We start from the raw sequence: 15,443 nt of genomic DNA on the forward strand, positions 1-15,443 counted from the left end.
GTGCTGCCGATCGACGCGGCGGCGCACAGCAGCCGCTGGCGCCGCCGCCATCCCGCGGACAAGGCCGTGCTGGGCCTGGGCCTCACCGTGCTCGCGATCTCGCTGCCGCCATGGCCGGGCGCGGCCCTGGTGCTGGTGACCGCGCTCGCGGTGCTGCTCGGCCCGGCCGGCGTGCCGGCGCGGCGGCTCTGGCGGGCCTACCGGGTGCCGCTGGGCTTCTGCGTCACCGGGGCGCTCCCGCTGCTGGTGCAGGTGGGCGGGCCCGACGGGTTCGTGTCGTGGGCCGGGAACGGGCCGCTGCGCGCCGGGGAGCTGCTGCTGCGCACGTCGGCGGCGTCCCTCGGGGTGCTGCTGTTCGCGTTCACCACGCCGATGTCCGACCTGCTGCCGCGCCTGGTCCGCGCCGGAGTGCCCGCGCCGCTCGTCGACGTGGCGCTGGTGACGTACCGGATGAGTTTCCTGCTGCTCGACTCGGTGCGCCGGATCCGGCAGGCGCAGGCGGCCCGGCTCGGGCACACCACCCGGGCGGCGGCCTGGCGCTCGCTCGGCGGGCTCGGCGCCACCGCGTTCGTGCGGGCCTTCGACCGGGCGGCCCGGCTGCAGAACGGGCTCGCCGGACGCGGCTACGACGGCACCCTGCGCGTCCTGGTGCCCGAGGCCCGTGTCTCCGTGCGCTTCACGGCCGCGAGCCTGGCGCTCCTGGCGGCGCTGGCCGTCCTCACCCTCGTCCTGGAAAGGCCACTGTCGTGACCGAGTCCGTGCCGGTAGCCCTGCGGGGCGTGTCCTTCGCCTACGAGGACGGGCCCACCGTGCTCAGCGGCCTCGACTTCGAGGTGCGCGAGGGACGCGCGCTGGCCCTGCTCGGGCGCAACGGCAGCGGCAAGACGACCCTGATGCGGCTGCTGAGCGGCGGACTGCGCCCGGACGCCGGCGAGTTGCTCGTGGAGGGGCGGGCGGTGCGCCACGACCGCAAGGGGCTGACGGCTCTGCGGACCACCGTGCAGCTGGTGGTGCAGGACCCGGACGACCAGTTGTTCGCCGCGTCCGTCGGGCAGGATGTGTCGTTCGGGCCGCTGAACCTCGGCCTGTCCGACGCCGAGGTGCGCGCCCGGGTGGCGGAGGCACTGGCCGCGCTGGACATCACCGCGCTCGCCGACCGGCCCACGCACCTGCTCTCCTACGGGCAGCGCAAACGGACGGCGATCGCGGGCGCGGTCGCGATGCGGCCGCGCGTGCTGATCCTGGACGAGCCGACGGCGGGCCTCGACCCCGACGGCCAGGAACGCCTGCTGGACACGCTCGACGGGCTGCGCGCGGGCGGCACCACGGTCGTCATGGCCACCCACGACGTCGATCTCGCGCTGCGCTGGGCCGACGACGCGGCCCTGCTCACCCCGTCGGGCGCGCACACCGGTCCGGCGGCCGGGACGCTGGCCCGCACGGACCTCCTCACGGCGGCCGGACTGCGCCTGCCGTGGGGCGTGGCGGTGCGGCATCTGCTGCACGCCGAGGGCCGGTTGGCGGACGGCGGCACCGGCCCGCGCACCCCGGAGGAACTGGTGGCGCTGACCGCCGCCGTCAGCGTTCCGCCGCCGTCGGACCCGGCAGGTGGTCGTCCGGTGGAGCGGCCGGAGACCGGCGCGGGCCGGTCGCGCGGCTGATGGCCGACTCGACGGCGGCGACCCGGTCGGCGAGGACGGCGAGGGCCTCCACCGCCCGCGCCATCGCGTCCCCGGCCGCGCCGCCCGGTGCCGTCGCCCGGACGTGGGCGGCCTTCAGCTCGGCCCAGCGGGCCGACCCGTCGGCGGTGAGGGTGCCGCGCAGTTCGGCGAGCTTCAGCAGGCTCGCCTCGGCGCCGCTGGTGAGGGTCTGCGCCTCGGCCGTGTAGTGGTCGTCCACGACGGCGGTCAGCTCGGCCTCGTTCATGACGGGCTGGATCCGCTGGGCGATCCTGCTCATGTTCCGGTAGGAGCCCTGGAGCCGGAACGGCGGCTCGGTGCGGGCGTCGTCAGACTGGGCGGCGGAGGCGATATAGGCCGCGTTGACGGCGAGGACCGTGCGGCGGGCGGTGAGCAGGTGGCGCAGCACGGCCAGGATCCGTTCCAGCTCGGTGGGCGCGTAGGGGTGGGCGAGCCGGTCGGGGCGGGCCGTGGGGTCGCCCTCGGCGAGGCGGATCAGCAGGTCCAGGTCGGCGCGGTCGCGGCCGGCGAGCGGCGCGAGCACCGGGTTCGCGGTGAGCGCGTTCTCCACGAAGCTGAGCGCGAAGACGTCCTCCTTGCCGGTGAGGACGTCGCCGAGGTTCCACACGTCGGCGCGGTTGGCGAGCATGTCGGGCACCCGGAAGGCCTCGCCGGACTCGGTGTAGGGGTTGCCGGCCATGCAGACGGCGAACCGCTTGCCGCGCAGGTCGTAGGTGCGCGGCTCGCCCTGCCACACGCCCTCGATGCGGCGGGTGGCGTCGCACAGCGGGATGAACTTCTGCAGCAGTTCGGGCGAGGTGTGCTGGATGTCGTCCAGGTACAGCAGGGTGTTGTTGCCGGCGGCCAGCGCGAAGTTGATCTTCTCGATCTCCTGGCGGGCGGTGGCGTTCGGCGCCTCGGCGGGGTCGAGCGAGGTGACGGCGTGACCGAGCGCCGGGCCACTGACCCGCACCAGGACCAGGCCGAGCCGGTGGGCCACGTACTCGATGAGGGTCGTCTTGCCGTAACCGGGCGGGGACACGAGCAGCAGCAGTCCACCGGTGCCGGGGCGGCCGGACGCGCCCGTGGTGCCGAGCTGCTTGGCGAGGCTGTCGCCGACCAGCGGCAGGTAGACCTCGTCCACCAGCCGGTTGCGGACGAACGACGCCATCACGCGCGGCCGGTGGTCGTCCAGGCGCAGCCGGGCGCGCTCGGCGGTCACCAGACCGGTCCGCAGACGCTGGTAGGCGCGGAAGGCGGGCACGTCCCGCTCCCTGAACTCCTCGGTGCGGGCCAGGAATTCGTCCAGGCGCAGAGTGAGGCGGCGGTCGGTGATCCGGGGGTGGGTGCCGAGCAGGCCCTCCACGGTGACGGTCAGCGGCGCGTCCGACACATGGCGCGGCACGTGCGGGCAGAGTTCGGCGGCGACGGCCTCGGCGAGGTCGCCGTCGCTCACCTCGTCGCCGGTGGCGGCGGTGTACGCGGTCAGCCACGCCTCCACCAGCTGGCGGCGGGCGGCGAGGCCGGCGAGGGCCGGCAGGTCGTCGCCGTAGGCGTCGGTCCCGGCCGCGCGGCGGAACGCGTCGAGCAGCGTGCGGGCCCGGGCGCTGATGACGAAGTCCTCGCCTCCTCCGGTCAGTTCGTCGACGAGGTACGCGGCGCAGGCCTGCGGGCGGACGCCGGCGGAGGCGTCCCAGTCGCGCACGGCCGCCGCGAGTTCGGCGCGCAGGGCGTCCAGGGCGGGCGGCGGGCCGAAGGCGTCGCGGACCCGGGCCAGCGACCGGGCGCGGCGGGAGAGGTCCGCGCGCTGCTCGGCGGTGGTGCCGTGCGCCCAGTACAGCAGCGCGTGGGCGCGGGCGGCGGAGGCGTGGCGCAGCGGTCCGGCGCCGTCGTACAGGGACAGTACGGCGGTGAGGACGGCGGTGGCGTCGTGGTCGTGGACGCCCCGCTCGTAGCCCTCGTCGAAGGCCTCCTCGGCGGCCCGGCGGACCAGTCCGGCCAGGTCGTCGGTGGCGGTCAGCGCGTCGGGGCCGGCCTCGTGGAGCATCCGGGCGGCGAGGTGTTCGGCCCGGTAGACCTCGGGCGACTCGGACGGCAGGTGCCGGTTCCACAGCGGGCGGGCGGCGAGGAGGTCCGGGTCGGTGACGGGCGAACGGTAGTCGGTGCCGGTGAGGGCGACGGCCAGGCCGTCGCCGTGCGGGACGACGGTGAGGTCGAAGGGCTGGGTGGTGACGGCGAACCGGTGGCCGCCCAGGCGCAGGACGCGTCCGTCGTCCGTGTAGAGGTCGCCGCGGTCGCGCAGGGCGCGGTCGGCCTCCTGCCGGGCGGCGGCCAGCCGGCCGTCGAGTTCCTCGGCGCGCACCGTGTCGCCCAGGGCGCGCAGTTCGTCCGCGGTGCGGCGGACCTTGGCGACGAGCGGGTCGGAGGCGAAGAAGGTGCTGACCGCGTCGGCGTCGGGCAGCGCCGCGCAGCGCCGGGCGACGGTGCGCAGGACGCGGTCGGCGGCGGTGGCGAGGTGTTCGGCGCGGCGCGCGCGGGCGTCGGTGAGGCTCTGCTTGCGGACGGCGAACGCCTCGTGGACCTCGGTGCGTTGGCCGGCGAGTTCGTCGAGGACGTCGTCGAACTCGGCGAACCGGGACTCCAGGGCCTCCAGTTGCGCGAGGACCCGTGCGAGCTGGTCGTCGCAGGCGTCGGGGTCGGTCGCCGCCGCGAGGGCGCCGGTGACCGTCTGGCCGAGCAGGGCGAGTTCGGCGGCGAAGGCGGCGCGCGCCTCCCGGTCGAGGAGGTCGCGGCGGCGGGAGTCGAGGACGGCGCGGGCACGGTTGACGCCGCCCAGTGCCTCCGCGATGCGTTCCAGGACGGAGGTGCGGACGGTGGCGTCGGCGATGTCGAGCCCGGCGACCACCTCGGTGACCGTGGCCAGTTCGCCGGTCAGGGCGTCCAGGCGGGCGGCGACCGGGGCGGCCTCGGCGGTGGTGGTGACGGACCCGGCCTCGGCGACGAGGCGTTCGACGTCCGCGTGGTGGGCGGCGAAGACGTCCTCGCGGGCCAGGAAGGCGACCGCGCGCTGCCCGAAGGAGGCGAGGTCCGTCGCGGCCTCGGCGGCCAGCGCGTCGATGCGGTCGTGGTCGGCGTACCGCAGGTCCTTCAGCGTCAGCAGGTGGCCCTGGGCGTGGCGCAGTTCGGTCAGTCCGGTGACCCAGGCGGCGGCCTCGCGGGGCTGCTCGCCGCGCAGCCGGCGCACCACCGAGGCGATCCGCCGGGCGCTCTCGTCGAGGGCCTCGGTGGCGCGGCGGGTGAGGTCGCGTACGGTCTCGAACTCGGCCAGCACCTGCTCGGCGGTGGCGTGCAGGTGCGCCAGCGGGGTGCGCAGGTCGCCTAGTTCCTCCTCGCCCAGCCAGTGGTGGGCGTCCAGGGCGCGGGCGCAGTCGGCGGCCAGGGTGCGGTACCGCTCGGCCGTCGGGTCGGTCTCGGTGGCGGAGCGGGCCAGGGACAGGCAGTCGGAGATGCCGCGCACCAGGTCGGCGTTGCCGATCCGGGCGAGGCGGCCCTCGCCGGCCGGCCGGGCCGCGGCGTGGGTGTCGGAGACGTAGGGCGAGTGCCACAGCTGGAGCGGGTGGACACGGGCCGGGTCGTCGCCGTCGGGGCGCAGCAGGGCGAGCCGTCCGTCGTCGAACAGGGCCCAGCCGTGGCAGGTCAGCGGGGTGGCGACGGCCTCCCGGATCTGGTTGTAGGACAGCAGCAGTCCGCGTCCGCGGGCGGGTGCGTGGAAGGCGTAGAGCACGTCCTCGCCGTGCGGTGAGCGCACCTCGCGGACGAACTCCATGCCGTCGGTGTCGAGTTCGTACGTCTTGTGGCTGCCGGTGGCCAGGCAGTAGCCGCCGGGGAACACGATGCCCTGGTCGTCGGGGAGCCGGCGCACGCCCCGGCCGATGGCGTCGAGGCGGACGACGGTCCGGGTGAGGGTGTGGAAGACCAGGTGGCGGTGGGCGGTCTCCTTGTAGGGGAGGATCCGCAACAGGATCAGGGGGCCGACGCGGGCGTGGGCGATGTCGGCGTCGGCGAGGGACTGGAGGGGTTCGTCGACCGGTTCGGTGTGGATGCCGTCGGGTGTGCCGGTGTCGTTGTCGGTCTTGACGGTGAGGGTGCCGCCGAGGGTGTCGACGAACACCTCGCCCTGCACGGAGACGTGCGGGTGGCGGCCGAGGACGTGGTCCTCGCGGGTGGCGGGCGTCCAGTGGATGTCGTCGGGCGGGGTGGAGGCGTGGTCGCGGTCGCCGCGCGCGTCGAGGAAGGCGGCCCGGCCGTCCTCGGTCACCGACCAGCGCAGCACGCGGATGTCGCCGGGCTTGTCGCCGGTCTGGAAGACGGCGAGGAGTCTGCCCTCGACGCGGCGCAGCCGCAGCAGGCGTGCCTGGCGGTAGTAGCGGTGGAGGGCGGCGAACTCGCGGACGAAGGCGGGGTCGTCGAGCAGTCCGGGCACGGCGTCGGCGGGCAGCCGGTTCAGGTCGCGGTCGTGCGGGGCGAGGACGTCGGCGACGGTGGTGTCGCCGTCCGGCCGGGGCCGGGTCTCGTAGCCGAAGAGGAGTACGTCACCCACGGCGACGATGTCGCGCGGCACGGCGGTGCGGTCGGTGCGCAGCCGCTCGGTGCCGGCCAGGCGCAGCTCCGGGGCGCCGAACTGTTCGGCCCGCAGCCGGTTCAGCGTCTCGGCCCGACGGGCGAGTTCGGCGGCCTGGGCGCCGAGGCGGTCGCGCAGCACCTGGTAGGCGCCGGCGTCGACGGCCTCCTCGCCGGCGGGCGTCCGGTGCGGGGCCGGGGCGGCGGGCTCGTGGGTACCGGTGGTCATGGCTGCCTTCCGGGAGGGAGCGGCCGGGAGCCGCCGTCCCCTGTGCGGCGGCTCCCGGCCTGCGGGTGGTCAGGCCCTGGCGTGGCCGTTCGGCGCGGCCGGCGGCGTGTCCGCCGGGCCCGGATCCCCTGCCTTCTCCAGCAGGTGCCGGATGCGGCCGGCCTGGTCGCCGTCGTCCTGCATCAGCCGCATCAGCAGCGCGGACACGGTGAGGTTCTGCACGTCGGCCGTGGAGACGGAGCCCAGCACGCGGCCCAGGTCGTCGGTGAAGCTCGACGTGCCGTCCAGCCAGGGTCCGGCGAGGGACTGCACGGTCTCGGAGCTGCCGACGAAACCGTCGACGCCCTTGCCGAGGGCGATCGAGGACACCAGCCGGTCGAAGAAGACGGACTCGCCGCCGACGATGTTGATGTCGGCGTTCTCCAGTCCGGTGGCGAGGACCGTGGCCTGCGCCTCGGCGACCTTGCGCTGCGTCTCCAGTCCGGCGAGCCGGACGTCCTTCTCGGCCTCCAGGCGCAGCCGGTACTCCTCGTGGCCGCGGGACGCCTCGTCGAGGGCGGCCATGGCCGCCGCCTTCTCGGTGAGGCCGGCCGCCTCCGCGCGGAGCTTCCCGCTGATGGCCTCGGCGTCGGCGAGGGCCTTGGCCCGGGCGCCCTCGGCCTCCGCGCGCAGCCGGGCCTCGGTGGCCTCGGCCTCGGCGCGGCCCGCCTTCTCGACGACCTCGGCCTCACGGTCGCGGACCTGCGCGGCGGCCAGGCCCTCGGCCGCGGCCTCCGCCTGGACGCCCTCGGCCAGCCGCAGCTTGGCCCGCGCGTCCAGGTCGGCGGTCTTCAACCGGGTTTCGGCGAGGGTGAGTTCCTCGGCAGCGCGGTGGGTGGCGGCCTGCTCGGCGGCTTCGGCGGCCTTGATGTCCTTGACCAGCTTCTCCTGCGCCTCGGCCTCCGCGGCGATGACGACGGCCTGGCGCTGCCGCTCGGCCTCCTCGACGGCCCGCAGCTTCTTGATCGACTCCTCCTGCTCGGCGACCGTGCGGTCCACGGCGACCCGTTCGCGGACGACCTCGGCGATCTCCCGCTTCTCCGCCTCGACCTCCTTCTCGGCGGCGATCCGGGTCAGCTGGGTCTCCCGGTCCCGGGCGATGACCTCCAGCAGACGGTCCTTCTCGATGCGCTCGCTCTCCACGGCGATGACCCGCTCGCGGTTCTTGGCGGCGACGGCGACCTCGCGGGCCTGGTTCTCCCGCTGCACGCCGAGCTGTTCCTCGGTGCGCAGGAAGGCGCTCTGCGCGCGCAGCCGCTCCTCCTCCACCACCCGGGCGGTCTCGGCCTCCTCGCGGGCCCGTACGGTCTCGATCTCCCGGCGCTGCTTGATCTCGGCGTCGGCCTGGCGGCGTTCCAGTTCCAGGATCGCCTCGCGGGCGTCGACGTTCTGCCGAGTGATCTCCTTCTCCTCGCCGCGCTGCGCCTCGTTGGTGCGGACGTGTTCCACGGCCGTCAGCTCGGTGATCTTGCGGATGCCCTGGGCGTCGAGGACGTTGCCGGGGTCGAGCTGGGTGAGCGGGGTCTGCTCCAGGTAGTCGATCGCGGCGTCCTCGAGGTGGTAGCCGTTCAGGTCGACGCCGATGACCTCGATGATCCGGTACCGCAGTTCCTCGCGCTTGGTGTACAGGTCGGTGAAGTCCAGTTGCTTGCCGACGGTCTTCAGCGCCTCGGAGAACTTGGCGTGGAACAGTTCCTGGAGGGTGTCGCGGTCGCTGGCCCGTGCGGTGCCGACGGCCTGGGCGACCTTGATGACGTCGTCGACGGTCTTGTTGACCTTGACGAAGAACGTGATGCGGATGTCCGCGCGGATGTTGTCGCGGCAGATCAGGCCTTCCTTGCCGGCCCGGGTGATCTCGATGGTCTTCACCGAGATGTCCATGACCTCGGCCTTGTGCAGGACCGGCAGCACGACCGAGCCGGTGAACGTCACGTCGACCCTGCGGGTCTTGGAGACGATCAGGGCCTTGCCCTGCTCCACCTTGCGGAACAGCTTGGAGACGACGAGGAGTCCGACGAGCATGAGGAGCAGGGCGACGCCGACGAGTACGGCGATGCCCGCGGTGGCGGCATCCATGGGACACGTCCTTCTGGGCGGAAGAGTGGCAGAAGTCGGGTGGGGCGGCCTCGTGGGCGAGGCGGGTGGACGTCCGGCGGGGTGGGAGACGGCTCAGCCGGCGCTGTGGTTCTGCGGCAGCCGCGGACGCATGCCGTCCGCCGTCCGGCGCACCGTGCGCGGCACACCGCCGCGTTGCGCGCCGGGCCGGTGCGGGGGCCGTGACGGTTCGGGGTCACCGGGTTGACCGGGCCGGCCGGGTTCGTCGGGTTCGTCCGCGAAGAGGCGGTGCAGCGGCCGTACGCAGCGACGGGTGAGCCGCCAGGCGGCGAGCAGCGCGCCGCACGCGACGACCGGGCGCAGCAGTCCGGCGGCGGGCCCGCCGGGCAGGGCGAGGCCGAGCAGGACGCCGGTGCCGGTGGCCAACAGCCAGGCGAGGACCGTCAGCAGCGAGAAGGCGACGGCGACCGGAACGCCGCCGAGGCCGAGGGCGCCGAGGTCGGCGTCCGAGTCGAAGCTGCGGGCCGTGGTGGCGCCGACGGCCACCAGCAGCCAGAAGCAGACCACGACGACGAGGGCGGCGGTGAACAGGAGGGTCGGCAGACCCGTGGCGGACTCGACGACCATCCGCATCCGCGCCCCCTCCCGTCACCCCGTCACATCGGCGGGTAGCACTGCTCCCCTCCGGCTCCGGCCCGGGCACCTGCCGGTGCCCGGCACCGGAACCATCCGCGGTGCTCCCCGCGACCCATGATGCCCCGCGCGCAACGGCCCGCGCATTGCCGGATCCCGGCAATGTTTCCTAGGGTCTACGTGCCGGTGACGCAACAATTGGGCGTTAGGAACGCGTTAAGACTTGGGGGGACCGGGTGACGGAGCGTGAGATTCCCGAGACGTTTCTGGACGGCTGTGCCGAGATCCTGACCGAGGTGGCGGCCACCGGCAGACGCCTCACCCGCGACGAGATCGCCTCCCGCCGGGCCCTGGGCGAACGGGCCGCGGAGGCGGGCTTCGGCCTGCGCTCGCTCGTCGGCGCGCATCTGTCCGCCGCCCGCGCGGCGTGGCCGCGCACCGCGGACTCGGCCGAGGCCGCGCTCGCGGCCGTGGAGCAGGTCGTGGACGCGTTCGCCGAGGGCTACGAACGGGCGCAGCGGCTGGCGGTCCGTCAGGAGGAGGCGGCACGCCGGGAGTTCATCGACGACCTGCTCTTCGGACGCAGCGACCTCGGCCGGCTCGCCGAGCGCGCCGAGCGCTTCGGCCTGCGGCTCTCCCAGGAGCACGCGGTCGCGGTCGCCCGGGGCCCGGCCGCCTACGACGAGGGCGACCCGGTGCCGCGGCAGGTGGAGCGCGCCCTCATCGGCCGGTTCGGCGACCGCAGCATCCTGCTCACCACCAAGGACGGGCGGCTGCTGTGCATCGCGCCCGGGCACCAGGGCGAGGTGCTCAGCCACTTCGCCAAGCAGGCGCACGCCGCCACCGACGGCGGCCAGGTCGCCATCGGCCGCGCGCAGCCCGGGCCCGGCGGTGTCGTCCAGTCCTACGAGGAGGCCCTGAGCACGCTGGAGTTCGCCGAGCGGCTCGGGCTCGACGACCCGGTGCTGCGCGCCGCCGACCTGCTCGTCTACCCGGTGCTGGCCCGTGACCGCCAGGCCATGGCCGACCTGGTGCAGCACACCCTGGGCCCGCTGACCACGGCCCGCGGCGGCGCCCGGCCGCTGCTCGACACGCTCACCGCCTACTTCGACGCGGGCTGTGTCGCGGCGGAGGCGGCCCGGCGCCTCTCACTGAGCGTGCGCGCGCTGACGTACCGCCTGGAGCGCATCCACCGGCTCACCGGCGCCCATCCGTCGGACCCGTCCCACCGCTACATGCTGCAGACGGCGGTGATCGGAGCGCGCCTGCTGGACTGGCCGTCCGGCGGACGGTGAGCCGCCGGGCCGGTGCCGGTCAGCCCTCGACCAGGGTGATGTCCTGGCGCTGGACGGCGCGTGCCACGGGCAGCGGCAGGATGCCGCTGGGGCGCAGCTCCAGGAGGGTGATCTCGGCGTGGGCCGGGCCGGCCTTCAGGTCGCCGGGCGTCCTGCCGGTGTTCGCCCAGCGGTGCTCCTTGCCGTCGCAGACCGCTCGGGTGCCGCCGATGGCGTACTGGATCGAGGAGGAGGCCTGGCGCACCGAGGAGCTGACGTACACCGGTCCGGTGGCGGCGGTGCAGCGGTAGGTGCCGGAGAGCGTGAGGATGCCGTCGGCGATGCGGCCCTCGGCGTCCACGGTGACGGAGTCCGCGGGGGCGGCGGGTGCGGCGGGTGCGGCGGCCGACGCGGGAGAGGCCGCGGCGGAGCCGAGCAGCAGCACCGCGGCACCGGCGGCGGGGCCGAGGAGAGGGCGTACAGGCATGGGGAAACCTCCGGAGATGAGCGGAATGTGGCTTTCCACCAGTACCCGGAGCACGGCCCGGGGGCCACTCGTCGTCACCCCTTCGGGAGCGGTGCGGCGAGCCGTCGGCCGGGGTCAGGGCAGGACGGCGAAGCCGTCGAGTTCCACCATGGCCCGCTCGTCCCACAGCCGGACCACCTCGACGACCGCCATCGCCGGATAGTCGCGGCCCGCCAGTTCCCGCCAGATGCGGCCGAGTTCGCGGGCGTGGGTGCGGTACGCGGCGACGTCGGTGGCGTAGACGGTGACGCGGGCCAGGTCGGCCGGGGTGCCGCCGGCGGCCCGCAGGGCGGCGAGGAGGTTGGTGAGGGCGCGTGCGAACTGCTCGGGGAGGGTGTCGCCGACCACCTTGCCGTCGGCGTCGAGGGCGGTCTGGCCGGCCAGGAACACCAGCCGGGAGCCGGCCGCCACGACGGCGTGCGAGAAGCCGGCCGGCGGGGACAGGTCGGGCGGGTTGACGCGCTCGGCGGTCACCGGTCCTCCAGGTTCTTGTACAACTCCTTGGCGATGATGCCCCGTTGCACCTCGCTGGCGCCCTCGTAGATCCGGGGGGCGCGGACTTCCCGGTAGAGGTGTTCGAGCAGGTGGCCGCGGAGCAGGGCGTGCGCCCCGTGCAGTTGGACGGCCCGGTCGACGACGTACTGCGCGGTCTCGGTGGCCAGCAGCTTCGCCATCGCGGCGCGCCGGGGGACGTCGGCGGCGCCCGCGTCGTACGCGGTGGCCGCCGCGTACACCATCAGCCGGGCGGACTCCGTGCGCAGGGCCATCTCGGCGACCTGGTGGGCGACGGACTGGAGGTCGCTGAGCGTGCCGCCGAACGCCTCGCGGCGCGCGGTGTGGGCGAGGGTGGCGTCCAGGGCGGCCTGGGCCATGCCGACGGCGAAGGCGCCGACGCTGGGCCGGAACAGGTTGAGGGTGTCCATGGCGACCCGGAAACCGCCGTCCACCTCGCCGAGGAGGTCGTCGGCGGTCACCGGTACGGCGTCGAGGGCGAGGGCGCCGACGGGGTGCGGGGAGAGCATGTCGAGGGCGGAGCCGGTGAGGCCGGGGCGGTCGGCAGGGACCAGGAAGGCGCTGATCCCGCGGGCGCCGGCGCCGGGGGTGGTGCGGGCGAAGACGGTGTAGAAGTCGGCCTCCGGCGCGTTGGAGATCCAGCACTTCTCCCCGGTGAGCCGCCAGCCGGAGGGGCCGTCGGGCCGGGCGGTGAGTGCCAGCGCGGCCGCGTCCGAACCGGCGCCGGGCTCGCTGAGCGCGAACGCCGCGACCGCGGTGCCCTCGCTCACCCGGGGCAGCCAGCGGTCGCGCTGGGCCGGGGTGCCGTGGGCGTGCACGGGGTGGGCGCCCAGGCCCTGGAGGGCGAGGGCGGTCTCCGCCTCGGTGCAGGCATGGGCGAGGGACTCGCGCATCAGGCACAGGTCGAGGGCGCCGGAGGTGAACAGGCGGGGCAGCAGTCCGAGGGTGCCGAGTTCCGCGACCAGGGCCCGGTTGACCCGCCCGGGTTCACCCTTCTCGGCGAGCGGGCGCAGGCGCTGTGCCGCCAGGGTGCGCAGCTCGGCGCACCAGGCGAGTTGTGCCGGTTCGAGCGAGAATGCGGTCATCGCCGGTCCTTCCCTCGCCGCTGAGGCCACTCCCGAGGTTATCGCGGACCGTTGACTGCCGTCACCAACACGATACGCTCCTGATGCGAGCCCACCACGCCAAGGGGGCGAATCGTCATGAATCCACGGGCCACCGCGCACGTCGACACCTTCGCCCGCGATCACCTCCCGCCACCCGACGAGTGGCCCGAGCTCCTCTTCGACCTGCCGGAGCTGCGCTACCCGGCCCGGCTGAACTGCGCGGCCGAGCTGCTGCACGGCCCGCCCGGCGACCGCCCCGTCTTCCACACGCCCGACGGCACCACCTGGACGTACGGCGAGCTGCGCGCCCGGGTGGACCGGCTGGCGCACGTCCTCACCGGCGACCTCGGCGTGGTCCCGGGCAACCGGGTGCTGCTGCGCGGCCCGACCACGCCCTGGCTGGCCGCGTGCTGGCTGGCGGTGCTGAAGGCGGGCGCGGTCGCCGTCACCGTGCTGGCCCAGCAGCGCCCGCACGAACTGGGCACCATCTGCGCGATGGCGGAGGTCCGGCACGCACTGTGCGACGTCCGGGCGGTCGACGACCTCGTCAAGGCCGGCATCCCGGACCTGCGGATCGCCACCTACGGCGGCGACCTTCCCGACGACCTGCTGCACCGCCCGGCACCGAGCACGCCGTACGAGGCGGTGCCCACCGCGGCCGACGACGTGGCGCTGATCGCCTTCACCTCCGGCACCACCGGACGCCCCAAGGGCTGCATGCACTTCCACCGGGACGTGCTGGCGATCGCGGACACCTTCTCCCGGCACGTCCTGCGGCCGGTCGCGGACGACGTGTTCGCGGGCAGTCCGCCGCTCGGCTTCACCTTCGGCCTCGGCGGTCTGGTGGTGTTCCCGCTGCGCGCCGGCGCGAGCGCGCTGCTGCTCGAACAGGCGCATCCCGAGCAGCTGCTGTCGGCGATCGTCGCGCACCGGGTGTCGGTGCTGTTCACCGCGCCCACCGCCTACCGGGCGATGCTCGGCGCGCTGGACGGGCACGACGTCTCCTCGCTGCGCCGCTGCGTCTCGGCGGGCGAGAACCTGCCGGCCGCCACCTGGCACGCCTGGCACGACCGCACCGGCCTGCGCGTCATCAACGGCATCGGCGCCACGGAGCTGCTGCACATCTTCGTCTCCGCGGCCGACGAGCGGATCCGGCCGGGCACGACCGGCGTCCCGGTGCCCGGGTGGCAGGCGCGCGTGCAGGACGCCGACGGCACGCCCGTGCCGGACGGGGAGCCGGGGCTGCTCGCGGTGCGCGGCCCGGTCGGCTGCCGCTACCTCGCCGACCCGCTCCAGCGGGAGTACGTGCGCGGCGGCTGGAACATCACCGGCGACACCTACGTCCGCGACCCGGACGGCTACTTCCGGTACGTCGCCCGCGCCGACGACATGATCATCTCGGCCGGGTACAACATCGCGGGCCCGGAGGTCGAGGACGCCCTGCTGCGGCACCCGGACGTCGTGGAGGCGGCGGTGGTCGGGCGGCCCGACGAGGCGCGCGGCCAGGTGGTGGTGGCGTACACGGTGCTCAGGGAGGGCGCCGAACGGGACGCGGAGGCGCTGCGCGCCTTCGTCAAGGCGGAACTCGCGCCGTACAAGTGCCCCAGGGAGATCGTCTTCATGGACGCGCTGCCGCGCACCGCCACCGGCAAGCTCCAGCGGTTCCGGCTGCGCGCTCCGGCACGGACGGGAGATGACCAGGGCTGATGCCGGACGACCGCACCCGCCCGCACGACCTAAGATGATCAACGTGTCCGACCAGCATGCTCCACGGTCTCTCATCGTCACGTTCTACGGCGCCTACGGCCGCTTCGTGCCGGGCCCGGTGCCCGTCGCCGAGCTGATCCGGCTACTGGCCGCGGTCGGCGTGGACGCCCCGTCCGTCCGCTCCTCGGTGTCCCGGCTCAAGCGCCGCGGGCTGCTCGTCCCGGCGCGCACCGACCGGGGCGCGGCGGGCTACGAACTGTCGCCCGAGGCACGGCAGTTGCTGGACGACGGCGACCGGCGCATCTACGCCACCACGCCGCCCGGCGACGAGGGCTGGGTGCTCGCCGTGTTCTCCGTCCCGGAGTCCGAGCGGCAGAAGCGGCACGTGCTGCGCTCCCGGCTGTCCGGCCTGGGCTTCGGCACGGCGGCGCCCGGCGTGTGGATCGCCCCGGCGCGGCTGTACGAGGAGACCCGGCACACGCTGGAGCGCCTGCGCCTGGACGCCTACGTCGACTTCTTCCGCGGCGAGCACCTCGGCTTCGCGCCCACCGCCGAGGCGGTGGCCCGCTGGTGGGACCTGTCCGGCATCGCCGAGGAGCACGAGGCGTTCCTGGACCGGCACGCGCCGGTGCTGCACGCCTGGGAGCGCCGTACGGACACCCCGCCCGAGGAGGCGTACCGCGACTACCTCCTCGCCCTGGACTCCTGGCGCCACCTCCCGTACACCGACCCCGGCCTGCCCGCCGCCCTGCTCCCTGCGGACTGGCCCGGTACGCGCTCCACGGCCGTCTTCCGGGCGTTGCACGAGCGACTTCGCGATGCCGGCGCCGTCTACGCGGAGCAGGAGAGCCCGTAGACCTCCGAGGCTTCCGATGTGTCCTGCATCACATTTCTCCTGGATAAGGGAACGCTCAGCCCCCTCCGACCCTCTTCTAAGGTTTCTCACATAGCGTCCTGTCGCATGAGTCTCATGCGTAACTTGAACCGGGCCCTCGCCGCCACCACCGGACTCCAGGTGCGGCGGACTCCTCGCACCCCGCCGGCACCGGCCGCCGAGCGGCC

The 15,443-nt window shown here is 74.6% G+C and carries 11 protein-coding genes; 5 read left to right on the plus strand and 6 right to left on the minus strand.

All coding sequences use genetic code 11. The features are described 5' to 3' along the window. Together cbiQ and FGW31_RS07080 are read left to right on the plus strand one after the other, a co-directional pair. Nucleotides 1-750, plus strand: a complete 750-nt coding sequence (gene cbiQ, locus FGW31_RS07075; RefSeq protein ID WP_142192501.1) for a cobalt ECF transporter T component CbiQ — start codon at nucleotides 1-3, stop codon at nucleotides 748-750. After that, nucleotides 747-1,661: an energy-coupling factor ABC transporter ATP-binding protein gene (locus FGW31_RS07080; RefSeq protein ID WP_142192502.1), complete on the plus strand. Its 915-nt coding sequence runs from the start codon at nucleotides 747-749 to the stop codon at nucleotides 1,659-1,661. The genes cbiQ and FGW31_RS07080 overlap by 4 nt, the downstream gene beginning before the upstream one ends. Here the strand turns inward: FGW31_RS07080 and FGW31_RS07085 are convergent. From FGW31_RS07085 to FGW31_RS07095, 3 genes are all read right to left on the minus strand, one after another. Continuing rightward, nucleotides 1,579-6,528: a DNA repair ATPase gene (locus tag FGW31_RS07085; RefSeq protein ID WP_142192503.1), complete on the minus strand. Its 4,950-nt coding sequence runs from the start codon at nucleotides 6,526-6,528 to the stop codon at nucleotides 1,579-1,581. The two genes, FGW31_RS07080 and FGW31_RS07085, sit on opposite strands and share 83 nt — an antisense overlap. Before the next feature lie 69 nt (nucleotides 6,529-6,597). Next, complete coding sequence (locus FGW31_RS07090; RefSeq protein ID WP_142192504.1) at nucleotides 6,598-8,643, minus strand: flotillin family protein; 2,046 nt, start codon at nucleotides 8,641-8,643, stop codon at nucleotides 6,598-6,600. A 93-nt stretch (nucleotides 8,644-8,736) separates the two neighbouring features. Next, nucleotides 8,737-9,255, minus strand: a complete 519-nt coding sequence (locus tag FGW31_RS07095) for a hypothetical protein (protein ID WP_142192505.1) — start codon at nucleotides 9,253-9,255, stop codon at nucleotides 8,737-8,739. 236 nt (nucleotides 9,256-9,491) lie between these two features. Between FGW31_RS07095 and FGW31_RS07100 the strand changes: the two genes are divergently transcribed. Continuing rightward, complete coding sequence (locus FGW31_RS07100) at nucleotides 9,492-10,550, plus strand: PucR family transcriptional regulator (RefSeq protein ID WP_142192506.1); 1,059 nt, start codon at nucleotides 9,492-9,494, stop codon at nucleotides 10,548-10,550. A gap of 19 nt (nucleotides 10,551-10,569) precedes the next feature. Here FGW31_RS07100 and FGW31_RS07105 read toward each other — a convergent pair whose 3' ends face one another. From FGW31_RS07105 to FGW31_RS07120, 3 genes are all read right to left on the minus strand, one after another. Then, nucleotides 10,570-11,016: a DUF6299 family protein gene (locus FGW31_RS07105; protein ID WP_182674502.1), complete on the minus strand. Its 447-nt coding sequence runs from the start codon at nucleotides 11,014-11,016 to the stop codon at nucleotides 10,570-10,572. A 114-nt stretch (nucleotides 11,017-11,130) separates the two neighbouring features. Then, nucleotides 11,131-11,529, minus strand: coding sequence for a RidA family protein (locus FGW31_RS07115; protein ID WP_142192509.1), 399 nt, complete (start codon nucleotides 11,527-11,529; stop codon nucleotides 11,131-11,133). After that, the gene (locus tag FGW31_RS07120) at nucleotides 11,526-12,653 is read right to left on the minus strand and encodes an acyl-CoA dehydrogenase family protein (RefSeq protein ID WP_142192510.1); all 1,128 of its coding nucleotides are present in this window, start codon (nucleotides 12,651-12,653) and stop codon (nucleotides 11,526-11,528) included. Before FGW31_RS07120 ends, FGW31_RS07115 begins: the two co-directional genes overlap by 4 nt. A 117-nt stretch (nucleotides 12,654-12,770) precedes the next feature. Between FGW31_RS07120 and FGW31_RS07125 the strand changes: the two genes are divergently transcribed. Then, nucleotides 12,771-14,381, plus strand: a complete 1,611-nt coding sequence (locus tag FGW31_RS07125; protein WP_142192511.1) for an AMP-binding protein — start codon at nucleotides 12,771-12,773, stop codon at nucleotides 14,379-14,381. Between the two features lie 34 nt (nucleotides 14,382-14,415). Further along, complete coding sequence (locus tag FGW31_RS07130) at nucleotides 14,416-15,237, plus strand: PaaX family transcriptional regulator (protein WP_142192512.1); 822 nt, start codon at nucleotides 14,416-14,418, stop codon at nucleotides 15,235-15,237. Nucleotides 15,238-15,443 lie beyond the last annotated feature (206 nt).

It is taken from the genome of Streptomyces calvus (assembly GCF_006782915.1).
Classification (GTDB): domain Bacteria; phylum Actinomycetota; class Actinomycetes; order Streptomycetales; family Streptomycetaceae; genus Streptomyces; species Streptomyces calvus.